The sequence below is a fragment of the Bacillus nitratireducens genome (assembly GCF_036320425.1).
Lineage (GTDB): Bacteria > Bacillota > Bacilli > Bacillales > Bacillaceae_G > Bacillus_A > Bacillus_A nitratireducens.
The window spans coordinates 403,824-424,963 of sequence record NZ_JAUMJO010000001.1; the positions used below are offsets into that span (position 1 = coordinate 403,824).

Consider the following 21,140-nt stretch of genomic DNA (forward strand, 5'->3'; position numbering starts at 1 on the left):
GTCCCGAATTCACCAGACTTAACATATTGATATCCACCATTAGAACCGCCGTTTCCTCCACCATCTCCAACAGTTTGTCCCGTTAGAGCATATACGATAGAATTTGCGATTTTATCAACATTCCATTTAGCCATGTCGGATTCGTTATCGATGAATCCTAATTCGATAAGAATAGCTGGTGCTTTAGTTCCATTCAATACGGCTAAATCAGTACGTTGTTTCGCACCACGATCACGCCATCCAATATCTTTTGCTAGTTGAGCTGAGATTTTAGCCGCTAGGTCTTTTTGATCATAATACAGAACTTCCACACCCTGCCCATTCCCATCACTTGCATTAAGATGAAAAGAAACAACCAAATCCACATTATGGGAATTACTATTTCGAACGATATTATTTAAATTTTGCGCTTGAGTGCTGCCTACTTCGTCTGTATCATCATAGACTGTGTGTCCTAAAGCTCTTAACTTAGCTGCCACCGCATCTTTCACCTGACGATCCATAATATGCTCTTTTCGATTTCCAGAATTAGCCCCTTGTACAATACTGTTGTGCCCTCCGTGTAAACTATAACGAGTCATTATTCAACATCTCCTTTCTTATTATCATATTCAGAACTTGTCTTATTGCTCTTGTCACTTGAAATTTCAACTACATTCGTTAGTGCTGAAGGTTGCGGAATTTCCATACGACCAGCGTTTTCTAAAAGTGAAAGCAACTCATTTCCGATAAAAAAATTGTCGCTTCACGAATAGCACTATTACTTCCAAGTGCTGTATCTAATTGGGTTGCCACTCCGATCAAAAGAAAAAGCACCGCCTTTTTGCGATGCCTTTGAAGCCAACTTTACTTTTTAACCTGCACACAGGACGTTCAATGCTCCGTCAAAAGTACCTGTATCTACACTGTTTATTGTTCCAAGTGTAACCGTATTCCCGTAATCATTTGTACCTCCGAAAACAGTAATGATATCTGCGTCATCGGTCATGTTTGCATATCTTGTACACATTGGCTGGTCGTGTCCTTCCCACACTGCTATACGAGACCCCGAAATACCATAGTTGTAAGGAATTATATTATTAACATTACTAATCACTATCCAATAAGGAGTGTCTGCATAATTTAGTGATGTAATACTACCTCCTAATACAGCACATATTACAGCAGAAATACCAACAGAAAAATGTTACATTCTTTTGAATGTTTATTCGTTCAATAAAAAAAGCTACCCTATTCTATTTTCTAGAAAGGATAGCTTTCTCAAAAAGGTATATAAATACCTATCTTTGTAAACCACGTTTATAACGACTTGCTTCAAATATAATACGCTCTTCATCTAACGTTTTACATTCGCCATTCCAAACGACACGTTTTCCGTTAATAATTACATCGCTTATATCTTTTCCACTAGCAGCATATACAAGGTGTGATAACACTTCATCAGCTGGTTGTAAATGCGGTTTATTCGATGGATCGATTGTAATAAAATCAGCACACTTACCAACCTCAAGTGATCCCGTTTGTTTCATCCCAATTACTTCAGCTGCTCCTTTCGTCGCAAGAGAAAGAGCTGTTTCAACTGGTAATGCTGTTGCGTCTTGATGAATACCTTTTTGTAATAAAGTTGCTATACGCATTTCTTCAAACATATCTAAATTGTTGTTAGATGCCACACTATCTGTTGCAATTCCTACTTTCATTCCTGCTTCTAGCATCGCTTTTACATTCGCTATACCAGATCCCAGTTTTAAATTACTATTTGGATTATGAGCTACTCGAACATCATGTTCTGCTAAGAAAGTACGCTCATTTTCATTTAATACTACACCGTGCGCAATAACTGTTGGGCGTTTAAACAACCCGCAACTTGCTGCATATTCTACTGGACGTTTTCCGTACTGTGCTTCAATATCACGTACTTCACGCTCTGTTTCCGAAAGGTGAATATGAACCATCGTTTGATTTTCTACGGCAATACGTGCACACTCTTCTAACAATTCTGTAGAACATGTATATGGACTATGTGGTGCAACCATCGTAGTTAACATGCCACTTTCGTTATAATAACGCTTCACATATTTCTCAGCTTCCTCAATCGCTTTCTTTTCGTCTTCTTTCGTTCCGAAGCTAAATAAAGTTCTTGAAACAGCAGCTCGCATCCCACTCCTTGATACCGTTTCCATAATTGCGTCTTGATCTACTCCAATTGGATTAAACATGTCAGAGAATGATGTTGTACCACTTTTCACCATTTCAAGTAATCCTAATTCCGTGCTAGCGACCGCTAGCTCTGGCGTAAACTGACTTTCAAGTGGCCAAATTCTCGTCTCAAGCCATGGCTGCAATAACATATCATCTCCGATACCTCTCAAAAGGCTCATAACAACATGTGTATGTGTATTGACAAGTCCTGGTAAAACCCACTTTCCTTTCATGTCAATTACTTCATCTACTTCAAAATCATTAGCGAATTCTCCGCTATTTATATCTATAATTTGATCATTTTCTACAATGATATATCCATTTTCTATCACTTCATTTTGTTCATTCATCGTTGCAATTGTAGCGTTTACATAAGTTGTTTTCAAAAGTATTTCCCCTTTCAACTCTATGAAGTTCCCTTTAATAAGTTACCACCATTATAGTAACTTATTAAAGATTAAGAGTCAAAAGATAATTTTAATTCTTTCGTTGTCTTTTCCTTTAAAATGCTATATTGTTTTTCATTTGTATCTGCAAATGCTTCTTCCCGATTTGATTTCTCATCCATATAATTCAATTTTTCATTAAATTGTGTCTCTGTAAAATCAAACACCTTTCCATCTATAAGGTTATAAAAATGCCATACTTCTCCTACTTTCGTTTTTTTAATCTCTCCTCCGTATAAGTCTTGAACAACTAGAGCCGTTACACCACATTGTCCCTTTGCCGGATTTTCGCTCGTCCACTTTGAACTTGTTTCAATTGACCACGATTTTATTAGTGCTTCATATATTCTTTTTCCCTTTACATTATCCATTTTCAGCTTCTCCTACTATTAATAGTTTTACACATCATATTTCAAAAGAGGCAGTAAACGATCCTTAAAAACCGTTGATGGTGTCTCTCCGATTAACTTTGCTCCCATCTTCAAGTAAAACCCTTTTGCATTTGGATCACTATCAATTGTAAAACTTTTTATTCCTAGTCCCTCTGCTTGCTCTATTACAAACTCCCAAAGTATTTTCCCGTACCCTTTCCCTTTGTAACTAAGATGCATGTATAGAAAATCGAGAGCATTGTCATTACGTAAAAATGAGAAAAATCCAATCTTCGTATTATCGTTTTCTAAAACATATACAAAATTATTTTTTATGTACTCTTCTGTAATTGTTAAATCTTCCTTACAAGCAAGTATGAATTCTTCACTATAGTTCCACGTTGCTTTTGAATGTAGTGCGAGTTCACTTAATTCATTCGCTTCACTTAATAACGCTTTTCTTATCTTCATGATTCTTTCTCCTCACCTTCGATATGTAAACTATAAAAATGATTCGAAAAATAATTTGAAAAACCTTTTATTTTCATAGATTAGAGATTATTTTTGTAAATCTTTATTATAGGTAACAATTTTTAAAAAGAAAAAGAACGCCATTCCTGAAAATTGGCGCTCTTTTTCTTTTAACCTATAATGGCATATTATATTAAGAATTATTTGTTTTACTACTCCTATAATACACACCTATACAGTTTCTACTACCGCTTCAAGCATTGTTCCATTTTTAGCATAATTCGTGTGCCAAGAAAAAGCTTTTTCTAACACATGAGGAGTTTGTCCACCTCTTGTTTGTGCTTCTTCGAAATAAGCTCTTAGCTGGTCACGATACATTGGATGTACGCAATTCTCAATAATAAGTTCCACTCTTTCTCTTGGCGCAAGTCCTCTTAAGTCAGCATACCCCTGTTCAGTGACGATAACATCTACATCATGTTCCGTATGGTCTACATGAGAAACGAAAGGAACAATACTTGAAATGTTACCACCTTTTGCTATCGATTTAGTAACAAAGATAGCTAGACGTGCATTTCTCGCAAAATCACCAGAACCACCGATACCGTTCATCATTTTTGTACCTAAAACATGAGTAGAGTTAACATTTCCGTATATATCTAATTCTAAAGCAGTATTAATAGAGATTAATCCAAGGCGGCGAATGATTTCAGGATGATTAGAAATCTCTTGCGGGCGCATCATTAATTTGTCACGATATTTTTGAAAGTTAGAAAATACTTGTTGCATTTTCTCTTCAGAAAGCGTGATGGAGCAGCAGGAAGCAAAATTGACTTTCCCAGCATCCATAAGATCGAAGACCGCGTCTTGTAAAACCTCGGAATACACTTCTAAATCTTCAAATTCCGAATCTAACATTCCATGAAGAACTGCATTGGCCACTGAACCAATTCCCGATTGTAACGGCGCTAAACGATTTGTTAATCGGCCTATTTTGACTTCTTTTCGAAGGAACTCTATTAAATGTTGTGCCATAATAACAGTTTCTTCATCTGGAGGAACAATTGTCGATGGCGAATCCAATTGATTCGTAAACACAATTCCCTTCACTTTTTCAGCATCAATCGGAATACCGATCGTTCCAATTCGATCATCCGTTTTTACGAGCGGAATTGGAAGTCTCTCTCCTTGTTTACCTGGTTCATATAAATCATGTAGCCCCTCTAGTTGTGCGGATTGAGCCATATTCATTTCAATAATAATGGACTTAGCATTTAGGGAAAATGCTAAGGAATTTCCAATTGAAGTGGTTGGAATAATCATTCCGTCTTCGGTAATCGCAACCGCTTCCAAAATAGCGAAATCTATATCCATAACGTCAGCACGGAGTAACTCTGCTGTATGAGACAAGTGCTGATCCACAAATAAAAAGTCTCCGTTATTAATTCCTTTTCGCATAGTCGCATCGGCTTGGAAAGGCAACCTTTTCCCTAAAATTCCTGCCTCAGCAAATAATTTATCTACATCCGAACCTAAGGAAGCTCCAGTATAAACATTTACTTTAAAAGATTTATCATCTTTAACTTGGTTCACTAGCGCAAATGGGACTGCTTTTACATCCCCAGCACGTGTAAATCCACTTAATCCTAAAGTCATTCCACTTTGAATCCATGAAGCTGCTTCTTCAGGTGTAACTACCCGATTTTTTAAACGTTGATCCCTGATTCTATCCAAATTATTCTCCATATGTAATCCCTCTCTTAATGAATATTTATAATTATTTTACACATTAACACTATCAAAATAGGGATTTTAGTATACAATGCCGAAAATTCAGATAAAACAGCGGATCTAGGTTCCAAAGCAGAAAAATCTAGAATCCTAGAAGCTTACGAAAATAGCTAGCATACGATTGACTAACTGGTACCCTCTCTCCGTTATCCATAGAAAGTAAAAAAGTAGAATGGGTATCAGGATAAATCGCTTTAATATGATTAACATTTACAATAAAGGAACGGTGGCATCTAATAAATGAATCTTTCGGAAGCAAATATTCGAATTCTTGTAGAGAGTACTTATGTGTTCCTGTTAACTCTTCTGAATTCACATACGTCTTTTTATCTTTAGCCTCTAAATACATCACCTTTGAAAAAGGAACCGGAACCCATCCGTCTGTTGTTTTTAAAGTAACGACTGACTTACCATCCGTTAAAGCGGGATAAATTGCCGTCACGCAACCTTCAATCTTTCCATTATTTGAAAATGGTACGGCCATTCCATGATAAGGAATACCAAAAACATCCCGGTTAATAAACTCAGAGGCTTTTTGCTTCGTTACCATTGCTTTATGAGCAATCGTCCCTTCCTTTATAGGATCACCGGCGCTAATCTTTAAATCAATTCGTTTACTTGGCCGATAGTAAATATATTCTTTCGTATTCGAAACGGCGATTGATATTTCATCTGAAAATAATTCCCCAACAACATCTAGTAGTATACCTAATGTTTTATCTTCCATATTATTAACACCTCATTCACTATTATACTATTATTATGATTTGTAAAACCGTTCAGCAATTTGAACGGTTTTACAAACAATTTAGTTCACCTTAGCTCCATAACATCTTGCTACTGCAGCTGCCTGCGCTATGTCTAATTTCACATTTTTCAAATCGAAACTTTTAAAATCAATTCTATCAACTATCGCTCCTTTTAAATCTGCACCACTAAGTTTCGCCTTACCTAATTGTGCACCTGTTAAATCCGCTTCACGTAAATCTGCTTTTTCTAAATTACATTCATATAGGTCAGCTTCAATTAAACGTATACCCTTTAACATTTGTTTACTTAAGTTCGCGAACCTTAAATTTGTATATGACCAATCACCCGATATTATTGTTATTCCGTCTAAATTCGCTTCTTCAAAATCGGAGCCCGTCATTTTACATTCTTCAAACTTAGAGACGAACAAATTCGCACCCACAAACTTACAATTTGCAAATGTAGTTCCTTGATGGATAGAAGCATTTAAAAGAGAACCAGTAAAATCACATTCTATAAAATTACAGTTTTTAGTAAAAACTTCTGATGCGTCTATCCCTCTAAAACGGCATTTTATGAAGGTACAATTTTTTAGTTCCTCTTCTTTAATCAATTCATATTGAAAATCTATTTCTATATATTCTTTATTTACAAATCCGCTCATAATCTTTCCTCCATTTCCTCAAAGAAACCTCACTTCAAAAAAGTGAGGTTTCTTCTCATACAATATGTCTATCTAACCAAGAAATCAAATCTTTAAACACTTCATCTCTATTCACTTCATGGAACATTTCATGTCTACCATTTTCATATAAACGTAGTGTCACGTCTTTCACACCACATTTTTTATAGTTTTCATAAACTTCCGTTACACCTTTTCCCATATCTCCAACAGGATCACGATCACCAGAGAATATATGTATTGGAAGATTGTTTGGCGTCTTCTTGTACTCTTCTAGGTTATTTACTTCTAATACACCGGAAAACAATTCGCGATAAAAGCTTGTTGTACAAATAAATCCACATAACGGATCCGCAATATATTTATCAACTTGATTATTATCTGAAGATAACCAATCAAATTTCGTACGATTTGGCTTAAAGTGTGAGTTGAAATTTCCGAAAGATAAAAAGTTTAGCATCGGACTTTTCGTTTTTGCCCCGCGTAATTTCATCTCAATTGTCGCTACTTTATGACCGATACTTCCTAAAAGCCCTGGATTTCCACCAGTTCCTGAAATAAGAAATCCCTCATATAGTTCACCTTTAAGTTGTACAGCACGTCTTGATAAAAAAGAACCCATACTATGTCCAAGTAAAAATAATGGACTTGTCTGCTCTTCTTTTATCATTTTCGAAACAAAAATCACATCAGACACAGCCTGATTCCAACCTATATTTGGTTCGAAATGACCATAGTCTTCTTCTCTTTTTACTGTTTTCCCATGCCCTTTATGATCATGAGCATAAACACCATATCCTGCTTCTAATAAAGCAGCAATAAAGTCTGTATAAACACCTGCATGTTCTGTCATACCATGTGCAATTTGAATAATCCCTCGCGGATCTCCTTCTGGTAACCACTTACGTAAATAAATTTCCGATCCATCCAATGCCGTAACGAAACTTTCCTGTACGTTCATTTCGTCAGCCCCCAACTCTATTATGTATCTCAAAAAATGAATATCCATTCATTATCCTTATTATGTATTATATGCAATTGCTTTCATTATGACAAATGACGCACTTTTCCAATTAGCTTTTAAACTATAATGTTGACGAATCAACAATAAAATTATATAGTTACTTACATAAAGTAATTATTATATTTTTGGGAGGTTTCTATTATGATGCCATCATTATTTTTAGCACACGGATCACCGATGCTTGCTATTCAAGATACAGAATATACAAGTTTTTTAAAAACACTTGGAGAAACATATAAACCGAAAGCTATTGTTATTTTTACCGCTCACTGGGAAAGTGAAGTATTAACGATTTCCTCTTCAGATGAAGAATATGAAACAATTTATGATTTCGGAGGTTTTCCTCCTGAATTATACGAAATCAAATATCGTGCGAAAGGCTCTTCTAGCATTGCATCTATGCTAGCAACAAAATTTAAAAATAAAGGCATTCCAGTCCATCATAATATGACGAGAGGGTTAGATCATGGTTCATGGACACTTCTGCACCGCATGTATCCAGAAGCAAATATTCCTGTCGTACAAATATCAGTCAATCCATTCCTTCCTGCAAAAGAACAATTTGAAATTGGAGAAGCACTAAAAGGACTTGGACAAGAAGATATTTTAGTAATCGGGAGCGGTGTTACCGTTCATAACTTACGAGCTTTGAAATGGAATCAAACTACACCTGAACAATGGGCAATTGAATTTGATGATTGGATTATTAAACATATGCAGACTACTGATAAAGATGCATTATTTAATTGGGAGAAAAATGCCCCTCATGCACAACTAGCAGTACCAAGAGCAGAGCATTTTGTTCCTTTATTTATCGCTATGGGAAGTGGTGAAAATAACGGTGAAGTCATTCACCGCAGTTACGAGCTTGGTACATTAAGTTATCTTTGTCTCCAATTTTAAAGAAAAGGATGAAGCAATCGTTGCTTCATCCTTTTCTTTTTTATTCACTTAGTTAACTAACTTCCAAATGTCGTTTCTCTGATACTTCTTCGTTCTTATTGTGAAAATAAACCCAAATGCACGCAATAAATAATAATGATGATGTAGAGAGGAAAACATATTGGAAGCCTGCATGAGCTGCAATTTGCCCACCAAGTACTGGTCCAATCATATTTCCTAAAAACTGAAACGATTGATTATATCCAAATATTCGTCCCGTAACATGGGTTGGTGTATGTTGTTTTAGTAGAGTTTGTACGGAAGGTAATAATCCTGCTTGTGCGATACCTAATAAAAATCGAAGAATTAATAGTTGCCAAGCTGAGGTTACAAATGCTTGCGGAATAAAAATAATTCCTGCAGCAAACAACGCCACAACTAACGTTTTTTGAGGACCGATTTGATCTGATAATCTTCCTAGTCTTGGTGCTGCTAAAATAACTGCTAAACCTGTTGCAGACATAACTGCACCTGCAAGCATTTCAATATGATCTGTTCCTGGTCCTGCCAAATGCTTTACGTACAACGTAATAATAGGTTGAATTGACATATTTGCAAGCTGAATAATAAACGTTGCTACAAATAAACTTATTATTAAATGTTTTGCCGGGACCATCGTCCATACTTTTTTCGGCTGTGCCTTTTTTGCTTTAGCAGAATGATTCTCTTCATGTAAGAAGAAAAAGACGATGAGAAAGGAAAGGAATAAGAAAGCTCCTGTAACTAAAAAAACATGGCGCATTCCGATTAACTCTGACAAATAACCTCCGAGTATCGGCCCAAGTAATGAACCACTCACGCCTCCAGTTGAGATTGTAGAAATTGCCCACCCTGAATGTTCTTGCGGAGTTTCTGCAGCAATAAATGTCATCGCTGTAGAAAGGAAACCTGATACCGCTCCCATTAAAAACCGAAGTGCGACTAGTTGATACACGTCCGTCACATACCCCATAAGCGTCATAATTATCGCCATACCAAGGCTCGCACGTATAAGCATCAATTTCCGTCCATGTATATCACCAAGCTTGCCCCATATTGGTGATACGATCGCACCCATTAAAAATGTCACTCCAAATGCAAGTCCCGACCACTGTGCAATACTAGAAGTGCCGGTCACCCCTAATTCCTCAATATAAAAAGATAAAAAAGGAATTACTAAACTCATACCGGCTGCAGTGGTAAAACAACCTAGCCAACAAATCATTAAATTTCGTTTCCAGCTGGCCATTTTCACACCTTCTTTCATTCGATACCCATTCTACACCGTTTTCTAGAAAAAGTTTAGTAATTTGCTTTATACATAATAAAACGCTATCCCTTTGCATTCTTTGCAAAGGGATAGCGTTAATTATCTCCTATGGGTATTAAACGTGCATTACAGCATCGCTCGTAAAACTCAATCGGACCTGCTTGTCCTATAATTGCATACTCATATCCGCTTTTCTTCATGTTATATAAACAATGATTCAATAACATCTTCCCAACACCGTTCACACGATTATGTTTCGCTGTACCCATCGGGCCAAACAGCCCTTTCTTTCCTCTCACAACGTCATAACAAGCGAAACCAATGATTTCTCCTCCTTGTTCAGCAATAAAAATAGGTAACTCTTCTTTATATGTCCGAAATCCATAATCTAAAGATTTTGACCAACGCTCACCAAATTCATCCTTAACAAAACGTGCCAACTTTTCAAAATCAGAAGAGATCGCTTTTCTAATATTACAGCTTAAACTATTACAAATAGGATCAAATCTTTTTAATGCAACCGTCAAGTCTCTTGGTTCAGATGTAATTTGCAATACATCTTTTTTCATCTTTTCACTTATAACCTTATCAATAACTGTATCCCCTTGAAAAATTGCATATAAAACATGCCCTTCATTTATTAATATTTGCTGAAAACGTTCCATCCGTTTCCTCGCTACTTTTAAAACTTCTATCGTCTTATTTGAAACTTTAAACTCCCCAACATTTATGTATTCTATTTCATTTGCATAATATTGTTGGAGTAACGATATCTTTGCTAAAAAATCCATACCCACCGTGTGAAATAAATACATATGTAATTCCGCGCAAACTCCAGTACCTTCCTTACAAGCTCCTATAAATAGATGAACTGGATGGATAATACCTTTACTACACTCAGCCTCTTCTGCTGCGATCTCCAATATTTTATATGCACGTTTTGTAAATTGGAATTCCACCATCTATATCCCTTCCCCTAATGACTTATTATCAAACCATAACCATATATAATAGAAACAATTAATCCAACTATTAATATGCCTGGAAGTAAATTTGCCACTTTAATTTTAATAAATCCAAGTAAGTTTAATCCGATTGCGAATATCATAATACCGCCAGTAGCCGTCATTTCCACTATAAATTGATTCATTAATTCTTTTGGAACAAAACTATTAATTTGTGTTGCAAAAACTGCAATTCCTCCCTCATATAAAATCACTGGAATCGCTGAAAATACTACGCCAATTCCTAGAGTTGTCGTTAATATAATAGAAATGAATCCATCGATAATCGCCTTTGTAAATAAAATATCATGATTCCCGCGAATCCCACTGTCCAATGCACCAAGTATCCCCATCGCACCAATTGCAAAAATAAGCGTGGCTGTTACAAAGCCTTCTGATATGCTCCCTTTCCCTTTCGATCCAACTTTATTTTCTAGCCAATCCCCTAACAGTTTTAACCTTTCTTCTAATTGTAGCCATTCTCCAATTACCGTACCAATAACTAAACTTAGTATGACCACAAGAAAATTTTCACTTTTTAATGCCATTTGAAGTCCAAGTACAGTAACCGCTAAACCGATTGCATGCATAATTGTTCCCTTCATACTTTCTGGAATCGCACTAAATAATTTACCAAGTAAAGTACCAAATATAATACAAATCCCATTTACAACTGCTCCTAATATAACCATTTCTCATTCTTCACCCTTCGAATTCTTTATTTCTATATTTTGGTTTATACATTGATTTACAGGTTATCTATATGTTAACTTAATATTGTGAATATTGATAAACAAATTTTACTACATAACCCGCAATTTTTTTGTTACGATACATAGACCGATAACTTTCCTTTATTAGATTCATCGATAATTTAATTGAGGAAGTTTTCAATTGCGGGATAAACTCAAAAGGGACGGTAAATATGAAAACTTTACTAAAACGATTTCTGTTAATAGCCTTTTTCATTACACCAATTGTTTTATTAATCAACTACTCTTTTATTTCAAAAGCGAAAGACAAACCTGATATGCAAAACAAATCTAGTAAAACAGCTTCAAAAAGCGAAAAGAAAATAGAAGAGCCTGAAATCACACTCACCTTCTCTGGTGATACAATGTTCGATTGGCAATTACGTCCCGTAATCGAAAAAAATGGGGCTGATTATCCATTCCAACATGTAAAAGAAGAAATAACAAAAGCTGATATTTCTTTTATTAATTTAGAGTCAGCATTTACAACGAGAGAAAAAAAAGTACCCGGACAACAATTTTGGATTAAAAGCGATCCATCCACACTACAAGCAATAAAAAATACTGGATATGATATTGTCAATATTGGCAATAACCATACGCTTGATTATGGACAAGATGGACTACTAGACACCATTTCTCACGTCGAAAAATTAAAACTACCTTACACTGGAGCCGGAAAAAATACTGAAGATGCTTATACCGCTCGTGAACTAACTGTAAAAGGAAAAAAGTTTAAATTTCTTTCCTTTGTACGCTTTATGCCTAACTTTAATTGGGTAGCTGGTGACAATAAACCTGGTGTTGCAAACGGATATGATCTAGATCTTGTAACAAAAACGATTCAAGAGCAAAAGAAAGATGCTGATTATGTAATCGTTTATATGCATTGGGGCGTTGAAAAATCAAATCGTCCAATAGAATACCAAAAACAATATGTACCTAAAATGGTTGAAGCAGGAGCTGACGCTATTGTCGGCAGTCATCCACATTGGTTACAAGGGTTTGAGTATTATAATAAAGTTCCTATCGCTTACTCATTAGGGAACTTTTTATTCCCAAGTTATGTGAATGGAAAAAGCGCCGAAACTGGCGTTTTAACTTTAACCTTTAAAGGAAATGATGTCCAAATGTCATTCAATCCTTACATCATTCGCAACAACCAAGTTTCTCCTGTAAATGAGGAAGAAAAGAAAAAAGCTCTACAATATTTACAAGCAGTTTCAACTGATGTAGAAATTGATGATACAGGGAAAATAATAAACAAACGCAACTAAACAGCACGAGTGCCATTTCTCTGTAATATAGATTACAGGGTAGGTGATGAACATGCTAAAAAACTTATTAGAAAATGTAAGTCTGTTAGAAAACATATATAAAATATCTATAGCAATCCTGCTTTTATGTTCAGTTTTTTCTATTAGGCTACTAAAAAAAATAAAACGAGAGAGAAAACTTTCTCCCTTTGAATTTACAATGTACATAATCATTCGTATTGCCATATTTTTTTGGTTAACTAGCTTTATCCTTCTTGAATATGGAGCGTATTTAGTTTAACTATAAAAAGATAGAACAAGCACTATTTCCTCTGCTTGTATCTATCTTTTTTCATTTCAAATACAATCATATGTTTACTTTTTTCTACTAAATAAGTAAATCAAACAAAACAGGATTTTTATTAAGCTCCACAAATTGAATATCATTTTCTTTAAAACGACTAATTAATTGGTCGTAATCTTCTTTATGTTTTAATTCTACACCGACTAGCGCTGGACCATTTTCTTTATTATGTTTCTTAATGTACTCAAATCGTGTAATATCATCTTCTGGGCCTAATCCCTTATCAAGAAACTCTCTTAGTGCTCCTGAACGCTGTGGGAATTCAATGATGAAGTAATGCTTTAATCCTTCATAAATGAGAGAACGTTCTTTCATTTCTTGCATTCTATCAATATCATTATTTCCACCACTTAGCGTACATACAACTGTTTTCCCTTTTATTTCATCTCTGTAAAGATCAAGCGCTGCAATTGAAAGCGCACCAGCGGGTTCAGCTACAATTGCATTTTTCTTATACAGTTCTAAAATCGTCGTACAAACCTTTCCCTCTGGTACTAAAACAATATCATCAATTACATCTTTACAAGTTTCAAATGTTAACTTCCCTACCTTTTTAACCGCTGCCCCATCAACAAAACTATCTATTTTCTCCAATGCCACATTTTCATTTTGAAGAAAAGCCTCCTTCATAGATGCAGCCCCCATCGGTTCTACACCAATGACCTTTGTAGCAGGACTAACACCTTTCACATATGTACCAACACCTGATGCTAACCCACCACCGCCGATTGCTGTAAAGATATAATCAACTGGTTTCTCCATATCATGCATAATTTCAACCGCCACTGTTCCTTGACCAGCAACGACATACGGGTCATCAAACGGATGAACAAATGTCATCTTATTTTCATCACAATAGCGCTGTGCTTCTTGGAACGAGCTATCAAATGTATCACCAACTAATACAATCTCTGCGAAATCACCACCGAAAAATTGGACTTGTGATACTTTTTGCTTAGGTGTCGTTGTAGGCATAAAAATATTTGACGGAATCTTCAATAAATTACACGTATAAGCTACACCTTGCGCATGATTACCAGCACTTGCACAAACAACACCATTTTGTAACTTTTCTTTCGGTAAACTTTGAATCAAATTATACGCACCACGAATTTTGAAAGATCGAATCAATTGTAAGTCTTCTCGTTTCACATATACGTCACAGTCGTATTTCTCAGATAAAACTGTATCCCGTTGTAACGGCGTTTTAATAACGATATCTTTCATGCAATTATGAGCCATTAAGATATCTTCAATTTTCACTCTCTCCTTTACCTTCTGCACCATTTCATATCATCCTTATCTCTTTTAAATTGGCTCAATCGAAATTCGGGATTTTTAGAACTGCACCTGTATTCGCCGATGTTACCATCTGTGCATAACGTCCAAGCCAGCCAGTTTTCACTTTCGGTTCTGGTCGTTTCCATTCTTTTTTACGCTTATCTAATTCTTCATCACTAACTCTTACTTCTAACAATCTTTCCTCAACATCGATACAAACGATATCCCCTTGCTTGAGAAGTGCAATCGTTCCGCCCGCAGCTGCTTCTGGCGAAATATGCCCTACCGAAATACCACGTGAAGCTCCAGAGAAACGTCCATCCGTTAATAGCGCAACATCTGCACCTAATCCCATACCAGCAATCGCTGATGTTGGTGCTAACATTTCCGGCATACCAGGGCCACCTCTTGGTCCTTCATAACGAATAACAACTACATCCCCTTTCTTAACCTTCCCAAGCATAATGCCCGCAAGCGCCTCATCTTGTGAATTAAAAATAACGCAAGGTCCTTCAAATCTTTTTACTTCAGTTGCCCCGCTTTTAATAACTGCCCCATCTTTCGCAAGGTTTCCTTTTAATATACGTAATCCCCCTTCTTCACTATGAGGGTTTTCGAGAGAATGAATAACTTCCCTATCTTTAATCTCTGCATGAGCAATGTTTTCTCTTAACGTCTGCCCAGTAGCAGTTATTCGATCTAGATGAAGTACCCCTTCCTTTCTGCTCATCTCTTTCAAAATTGCACTAATCCCACCTGCTCGATCAATATCTTCCATATGCCAATTAGAAGCAGGGCTTACTTTACATAAATGCGGTACACGTCTTGAAACAGCATCAATACGGTTCATATCGTAATCTAACCCTGCCTCTTGTGCGAGCGCTAACGTGTGTAATACTGTATTCGTAGATCCTCCCATCGCCATATCAAGTGCAAATGCATCATCAATTGCCTCTTCTGTCACAATATCGCGTGGCTTAATATCTCTCTCAATTAAAATTTTCAATTTCTCTGCTGCTTGTTTAATTAACTCCTCACGTCTTGGATCAATTGCTAAAATACTACCGTTTCCTGGAAGAGCTAAACCTAACACTTCACATAAACAATTCATAGAATTCGCGGTAAACATCCCCGAACAAGAGCCACAAGATGGACAGCCATGATCTTCGATATCCTTTAATTCTTCTTCTGAAATTTTCCCAGATTGATAAGCTCCTACCCCTTCAAAAACGGAACTTAAATCGACAACCTCTCCTTTAGATGTTTTTCCCGCAGCCATCGGGCCGCCTGAAACGAATACAGTTGGAATGTTAATACGAAGAGCCGCCATCATCATACCAGGTGTAATTTTGTCACAGTTTGGAATACAAATCATGCCATCAAACCAATGTGCATTTACAACTGTTTCTACTGAATCTGCAATGATTTCACGACTCGGAAGCGAATAACGCATACCGATATGTCCCATTGCAATACCGTCATCTACTCCAATTGTATTGAATTCGAATGGCACCATACCTGCCGCACGAACGGCTTCTTTTACAAGTTTCCCAAACTCGTTCAAGTGCTTATGCCCTGGAATAATTTCAATAAAAGAATTACAAATCGCAATAAACGGTTTATCAAAATCCTCATCTTTCAAACCAGTTGCTTTTAATAAACTACGATGTGGCGCTTTATCAAAACCTTTTTTAATCATGTCACTTCTCATCTTGTCAAATCCCCTCTTACGTATTTTTCACTTATATTCTCTCAATCTATTTCTTTACTAACGTTTTCTTTTCTGGTTCCTTAATCCAGCTCATCATTTCACGAAGCTCTGCTCCTACTTTTTCTAGCTGATGATTTTGTTCTGCTTTTTTCATCGCATTATACGTTGGACGCCCTGCTTGATTTTCTAAAATCCATTTCTTCGCAAATTCACCTTGCTGAATTTCTGCAAGAACACGTTTCATTTCCTTCTTCGTTTCATCTGTAACAATTCTCGATCCTGTTACATAATCTCCAAACTCTGCCGTATCTGAAATAGAATGACGCATATTCGTTAATCCGCCTTCATACATTAAATCAACAATTAACTTTAATTCATGTAAACATTCAAAATATGCAATTTCAGGACGATATCCACCTTCAGTTAACGTTTCAAAACCAGCTTTCACAAGTGCTGTTACCCCTCCGCAAAGTACTGCTTGCTCACCGAATAAATCTGTCTCTGTTTCTTCTTGGAATGTCGTTTCAATTACACCTGCACGTGTACAACCTACACCTTTTGCATACGCAAGCGCTACACGTAATGCCGTGCCCGTAGCATCTTGATGTACTGCGACTAATGCCGGAACACCATTTCCTTCTTGGAATACACGGCGAACGAGATGACCTGGACTTTTTGGTGCGACCATCGCTACATCTACGTAACTTGGCGGATTAATTTGTCCGAAGTGAATATTAAATCCATGTGAGAAAAGTAACATTTGGCCTTCACGGAGATTCTCTTCTACTTCTGCTTTATACACATGTGCTTGCTGTTCATCTGGCAATAACATTTGTACAACTTGCGCGGTTCGAACCGCTTCTGAAACAGACATTACTTCAAATCCATCTGCTTTTGCTACTTCAAAAGACTTACCATGGCGAACACCAACTACAACTTCCACACCAGAATCACGTAAATTTTGTGCCTGCGCATGACCTTGAGATCCATAACCAATTACCGCAACTGTTTTCCCTTGTAATAACTCTAAATTTGCATCTTTCTCATAATACGTTTTCATATTCCATACACCCCTTATAATTTATTTACTTGCAGTACATCAATTAATTTTTTTAACTGACCAACAAGTAATGTCGCTTCATTTTCAGTACAAACTGCTGTGAGTTTCATTTCAGAAACGCCACTAGTATCTCTTTCGTTTAAATGTAAAGAAGAAATATAATAACCACGCCGAGCAAAAATTCCACTTATACGTAATAAGACGCTTGGCTCGTTATGAATAACGAGTGAAAAAGTATGACTCATTCTTCCCACCTCTTCATAATCATTTCGTTATTCCCTTTGTTTGGCGGAACCATCGGAAATACGTTTTGACCTTCTTCTACACAAAAATCAACTACGACAGGACCGTCATGAGCAATTGCTTCTAACATCACTTGTTTCGCCTCGGTTGAATTCGTCGCTCTTAATCCCTTCACTCCATAAGCTTCTGCCACTTTCACAAAATCTGGCGATCCGATTTTTGACTCTGATAAACGATTTTCATAAAACATTTCTTGCCATTGCCTTACCATCCCTAAAAATTTGTTATTTATAATAAATACTTTCACAGGAATATTATTTTCAGCAATTGTTTGTAGTTCTTGAATGTTCATTTGAAAAGAAGCATCGCCTGCAATACAAATGACGAGTTCTTCATCTTTTGCAAGCTGAGCACCAATTGCTGCCGGGAAACCAAACCCCATCGTTCCTAGTCCGCCAGATGTTAGAAAAGTCCGTGGATTTTTCGCTTTATAAAAATGCGCAGCCCACATTTGATGCTGTCCGACTTCTGTCGTAACAATCGCTTCACCATTCGTTACTTCACTTACTAGGCTAATAACATGTTGTGGTTTTAACTCACTTTCTTTTTGATTGTAGGAAAGAGGGTATTCAGCTTTCCATTCCTTGATTTTCGTAAGCCATTCTTTTGTTTGTGTACAAATTTGCATATGTAACAGCTTGTGTAACGCCTTTTTCACATCACCGACAACCGGATATTCCACAGTTACATTTTTATGAAACTCTGAAGAATCTATATCAATATGTACCTTTTTCGAATGCGGAGAAAAGAGTTCTAATTTTCCTGTTACACGATCATCAAAGCGAACACCTAAAGCAAGTAGTAGATCACATTCTGTTACTGCCATGTTTGCAGCATACGTCCCATGCATGCCGAGCATTCCTAAAAATAATGAATCTCCCGGCGGATATGCACCAAGTCCCATTAAAGTGGAAACGACAGGAATACAGTTCTCCCTCGCAAATTTGATGAGTTCATCAGATCCACCCGAATGAATGACGCCTCCTCCAATATAAAGAAGTGGGCGTTTAGCTTTTGAAATTTCTTTAGCCACCTCTCTAAGCTTTATACTGTCTGGCATAGGCTCTATTTTGTATCCTGGAATTTCAATTACTTCATTGTAAAAACTTGTTACCTTTTCATTTTGAACATCTTTTGGAATATCAATTAATACTGGTCCTGGTCGCCCGCTTTCGGCTATGTAAAAAGCTTCTTGTACAATACGTGATAAATGATTCACATCACGAACTTGATAATTATGCTTCGTAACAGGTACTGTAATCCCGACAACATCTGCTTCTTGAAATCCATCTTTTCCGATGAGGGGTTTTGCAACTTGCCCTGTAATGACAACTAAAGGAATCGAATCCATATAAGCATCCGCTAAGCCTGTAACTAAATTTGTCGCCCCTGGGCCAGAGGTAGCAAAGACTACCCCAACCTTTCCCGAAGCTCTCGCATATCCTTCTGCCGCATGAATGGCAGCTTGTTCATGACGAGTTAACACGTGCTTTAAACCACTTTCGTATAACGCATCGTATATTGGTAAAATCGCGCCGCCCGGATAACCGAAAACAGTCGTTACACCTAATTTCTTCAAACATTGAATAACGTGTCCAGCACCTGTAGCTTCTTCACTCTGCAGTTCATCATATGCTGTATACTGTTCCTCCATTTCAATTAACTCCTCTCCCTATTTACGCTAAACTTTCCGCCAATCCTGGAACACGTACTCCTCTTTCTCTCGTTAATTTTTTAAATTCTTCGGTTAATCTTTTTGTTACATCTCCTGGTTTTCCATCTCCAATTTCTCTTGAATCTACTTTCACTACAGGAATTAGTTCCGCTGCAGTTCCTGTTAAAAACACTTCATCTGCTACATATACGTCATGGCGAGTAAACGGCCTTTCCTCACACGGAATATTAAGTCGCTCACATAACTCAATCACACTATTTCTCGTAATACCTTCTAGCGCCCCTAAGTACGAAGGAGGTGTTAACACTTTTCCATCTTTCACAATGAAAACATTATCTCCAGATCCTTCACAAACATATCCTTGTTGGTTGAGCATAAGTGCCTCAAGTACACCTGCTTGTGCGGCTTCAATTTTCACAAGTACGTTATTTAAATAGTTCATTGACTTAATACGTGGGTCTAATGCATCTGGTGTATTACGTCTTGATGCAACAGATACAACGCTTAGTCCATTATCATAAAATTCCTGCGGGAATAGCTTTAATTGCTCTGCAATAATAATTACGCTCGGTTTCACACAACTTCTCGGATCGAGTCCTAAGTCACCTTTTCCTCTTGAAACAATTAATCGAATGTAGGCATCCGCGTATTCATTCTTTTGCAATGTTTGTAAAACTGCTTCTTCCATTTCGTCAACCGTCATTGGAATTGTAAGTAAAATAGATTTCGCCGATTCATATAATCGTTTCACATGTTCTTTTAAACAAAATACATTTCCTCCGTAACTACGAATCCCTTCAAATACACCGTCCCCGTATAAAAAGCCGTGATCATATACTGAAACAACTGCCTTTTCTTTTTCTACAAATTCCCCATTCATATAAATGTACTGGTTTCCCATCTCACATCGCTCCTCTTTTTTTCTCTCTATTTTTGCAATCTATTTCTATATCGATTGCTGAGATGAGTATTTTTAACAGAATATTCAGTATATAAATCTTAAAAATATACTCGTCTCAACAATCGATTACATACTTGTAGCAATCCATTGCTGAGACGAGGGAATCGTGGTACCACTCAGCTTCCTTATACTTCTCACGAAATATAAGCTCTGCAAGTCCAATTAGACTTTTTGTTTTTCTATCGGAAACAACTCCGCTACTTTTTACTAGTTTTCAAAAGTAGTACTCCGAGGTGATCTTCAATGATGAAATTGTTACCACCCTCACAGCTTCTGGCAGCTCTCTGAAACAATTTTTATCATTTACTCTCCTCTTCTACGCATTATCGTATTCTATTTTTAAAATAAAAACTCTCGCCTCAGCAATCAACTACTACAAATTAGTAGCTTTGATTGCTGAGGCGAGAGTTTCGCGTTACCACTCAGCTTCCTTATACTTCTCACGAAATATAAGCTTCATAGGTCCAATCAGACCTCCGTCCTTTTACCGGAGACGATGCCGCCGCCCTCTACTCAGTTTCCCTTTCGCAAGCGATGCTCCGAGGTGATCTTCAATGATTCGATTGCTACTACTCTCACAGCCTAGGAGTAGCTCTCTGAAACGACCATAATCATCTACTTTCCTCTTCTTTGCATATACAACATATAAAGTTAGAAAATTCTTAATTAACTTTTATTTGTTACACGTATTATAGGACGCGACTCTTTTCATTGTCAACATGTTTTTAGAAAAAAATTAAAATTCATTCTATTCATTAGAAATCTATTTATTTTTTCTCAAAACAAAATCGGAATGAACTTCTTACACATACTCATATATTACTTAAGTATGTTCGCGTTACTAC

General features: G+C 36.7%; 20 protein-coding genes, 2 pseudogenes and 2 other annotated features. Of the genes and pseudogenes, 3 read left to right on the forward strand and 19 right to left on the reverse strand.

Annotated elements, in window-relative coordinates:
- Positions 1 to 71 precede the first annotated feature (71 nt).
- From Q3V31_RS02140 to Q3V31_RS02185, 10 genes and pseudogenes are all read right to left on the reverse strand, one after another.
- Positions 72 to 581, reverse strand: a pseudogene (locus Q3V31_RS02140) (N-acetylmuramoyl-L-alanine amidase); the annotation flags it as partial.
- Positions 581 to 857 (reverse strand): annotated as a pseudogene (locus tag Q3V31_RS02145) (phage holin family protein); the annotation flags it as partial. The pseudogenes Q3V31_RS02145 and Q3V31_RS02140, both read right to left, overlap by 1 nt.
- Positions 854 to 988, reverse strand: a complete 135-nt coding sequence (locus Q3V31_RS02150) for a hypothetical protein (protein ID WP_002075431.1) — start codon at positions 986 to 988, stop codon at positions 854 to 856. The pseudogene Q3V31_RS02145 and the gene Q3V31_RS02150, both read right to left, overlap by 4 nt.
- A 292-nt stretch (positions 989 to 1,280) precedes the next feature.
- Complete coding sequence (locus Q3V31_RS02155) at positions 1,281 to 2,606, reverse strand: bifunctional S-methyl-5'-thioadenosine deaminase/S-adenosylhomocysteine deaminase (protein WP_002100099.1); 1,326 nt, start codon at positions 2,604 to 2,606, stop codon at positions 1,281 to 1,283.
- A gap of 53 nt (positions 2,607 to 2,659) precedes the next feature.
- Positions 2,660 to 3,019, reverse strand: a complete 360-nt coding sequence (locus tag Q3V31_RS02160; RefSeq protein ID WP_000370949.1) for a YunG family protein — start codon at positions 3,017 to 3,019, stop codon at positions 2,660 to 2,662.
- 27 nt (positions 3,020 to 3,046) lie between these two features.
- Positions 3,047 to 3,490, reverse strand: a complete 444-nt coding sequence (locus Q3V31_RS02165) for a GNAT family N-acetyltransferase (RefSeq protein ID WP_329761895.1) — start codon at positions 3,488 to 3,490, stop codon at positions 3,047 to 3,049.
- Positions 3,491 to 3,721: 231 nt separating this feature from the next.
- Positions 3,722 to 5,236, reverse strand: a complete 1,515-nt coding sequence (gene scpC, locus Q3V31_RS02170; RefSeq protein WP_329761896.1) for a succinyl-CoA:acetate CoA-transferase ScpC — start codon at positions 5,234 to 5,236, stop codon at positions 3,722 to 3,724.
- 127 nt (positions 5,237 to 5,363) lie between these two features.
- Positions 5,364 to 6,008: a LytTR family DNA-binding domain-containing protein gene (locus Q3V31_RS02175; protein ID WP_000389700.1), complete on the reverse strand. Its 645-nt coding sequence runs from the start codon at positions 6,006 to 6,008 to the stop codon at positions 5,364 to 5,366.
- Between the two features lie 81 nt (positions 6,009 to 6,089).
- Positions 6,090 to 6,695: a pentapeptide repeat-containing protein gene (locus tag Q3V31_RS02180; protein ID WP_329761897.1), complete on the reverse strand. Its 606-nt coding sequence runs from the start codon at positions 6,693 to 6,695 to the stop codon at positions 6,090 to 6,092.
- A 55-nt stretch (positions 6,696 to 6,750) separates the two neighbouring features.
- Complete coding sequence (locus Q3V31_RS02185; protein ID WP_329761898.1) at positions 6,751 to 7,674, reverse strand: alpha/beta hydrolase; 924 nt, start codon at positions 7,672 to 7,674, stop codon at positions 6,751 to 6,753.
- A 204-nt stretch (positions 7,675 to 7,878) separates the two neighbouring features.
- Here Q3V31_RS02185 and Q3V31_RS02190 point away from each other — a divergent pair, with 204 nt between their 5' ends.
- Positions 7,879 to 8,640, forward strand: a complete 762-nt coding sequence (locus Q3V31_RS02190; RefSeq protein ID WP_329761899.1) for a DODA-type extradiol aromatic ring-opening family dioxygenase — start codon at positions 7,879 to 7,881, stop codon at positions 8,638 to 8,640.
- A gap of 52 nt (positions 8,641 to 8,692) precedes the next feature.
- On the opposite strand, the gene Q3V31_RS02195 is transcribed toward Q3V31_RS02190, so the two are convergent.
- The 3 genes from Q3V31_RS02195 to Q3V31_RS02205 form a co-directional block, all read right to left on the reverse strand.
- Entirely contained in the window at positions 8,693 to 9,907 is a 1,215-nt protein-coding gene (locus Q3V31_RS02195; RefSeq protein WP_329761900.1) for a multidrug efflux MFS transporter, read from the reverse strand.
- Positions 9,908 to 10,023: 116 nt separating this feature from the next.
- On the reverse strand, positions 10,024 to 10,890 hold the full coding sequence (locus Q3V31_RS02200) for a GNAT family N-acetyltransferase (RefSeq protein ID WP_098219011.1): 867 nt from the start codon (positions 10,888 to 10,890) through the stop codon (positions 10,024 to 10,026).
- Positions 10,891 to 10,904: 14 nt separating this feature from the next.
- Entirely contained in the window at positions 10,905 to 11,624 is a 720-nt protein-coding gene (locus tag Q3V31_RS02205) for a DUF554 domain-containing protein (protein WP_097871835.1), read from the reverse strand.
- A gap of 233 nt (positions 11,625 to 11,857) precedes the next feature.
- Between Q3V31_RS02205 and Q3V31_RS02210 the strand changes: the two genes are divergently transcribed.
- Positions 11,858 to 12,961 carry a CapA family protein gene (locus Q3V31_RS02210; RefSeq protein ID WP_000854546.1) on the forward strand — a complete coding sequence of 368 codons (1,104 nt, stop codon included), beginning with the start codon at positions 11,858 to 11,860 and terminating at the stop codon, positions 12,959 to 12,961.
- 52 nt (positions 12,962 to 13,013) lie between these two features.
- Positions 13,014 to 13,241: a hypothetical protein gene (locus tag Q3V31_RS02215; RefSeq protein ID WP_000916800.1), complete on the forward strand. Its 228-nt coding sequence runs from the start codon at positions 13,014 to 13,016 to the stop codon at positions 13,239 to 13,241.
- Positions 13,242 to 13,328: 87 nt separating this feature from the next.
- Here Q3V31_RS02215 and ilvA read toward each other — a convergent pair whose 3' ends face one another.
- From ilvA to ilvE, 6 genes are read right to left on the reverse strand one after another with little or no spacing between them, the layout of a single operon-like run.
- A complete protein-coding gene (gene ilvA, locus Q3V31_RS02220) occupies positions 13,329 to 14,591 on the reverse strand; it encodes a threonine ammonia-lyase IlvA (protein WP_329761901.1) in 1,263 nt (420 codons plus the stop codon).
- A 31-nt stretch (positions 14,592 to 14,622) separates the two neighbouring features.
- Positions 14,623 to 16,296 carry a dihydroxy-acid dehydratase gene (gene ilvD, locus Q3V31_RS02225; protein ID WP_329761902.1) on the reverse strand — a complete coding sequence of 558 codons (1,674 nt, stop codon included), beginning with the start codon at positions 16,294 to 16,296 and terminating at the stop codon, positions 14,623 to 14,625.
- 46 nt (positions 16,297 to 16,342) lie between these two features.
- Positions 16,343 to 17,356 carry a ketol-acid reductoisomerase gene (gene ilvC / locus Q3V31_RS02230; protein ID WP_329761903.1) on the reverse strand — a complete coding sequence of 338 codons (1,014 nt, stop codon included), beginning with the start codon at positions 17,354 to 17,356 and terminating at the stop codon, positions 16,343 to 16,345.
- Positions 17,357 to 17,370: 14 nt separating this feature from the next.
- Positions 17,371 to 17,601 (reverse strand): ACT domain-containing protein, encoded by a 231-nt coding sequence (locus tag Q3V31_RS02235; RefSeq protein WP_000019914.1) that lies wholly within the window; start codon positions 17,599 to 17,601, stop codon positions 17,371 to 17,373.
- On the reverse strand, positions 17,598 to 19,313 hold the full coding sequence (ilvB, locus tag Q3V31_RS02240) for an acetolactate synthase large subunit (RefSeq protein ID WP_329761904.1): 1,716 nt from the start codon (positions 19,311 to 19,313) through the stop codon (positions 17,598 to 17,600). The genes Q3V31_RS02235 and ilvB overlap by 4 nt, the downstream gene beginning before the upstream one ends.
- A gap of 22 nt (positions 19,314 to 19,335) precedes the next feature.
- Positions 19,336 to 20,235 (reverse strand): branched-chain-amino-acid transaminase, encoded by a 900-nt coding sequence (ilvE, locus tag Q3V31_RS02245; RefSeq protein ID WP_000528152.1) that lies wholly within the window; start codon positions 20,233 to 20,235, stop codon positions 19,336 to 19,338.
- A gap of 148 nt (positions 20,236 to 20,383) precedes the next feature.
- Positions 20,384 to 20,623: a binding site (T-box leader), on the reverse strand.
- Between the two features lie 66 nt (positions 20,624 to 20,689).
- Positions 20,690 to 20,935: a binding site (T-box leader), on the reverse strand.
- Positions 20,936 to 21,140: the final 205 nt, after the last annotated feature.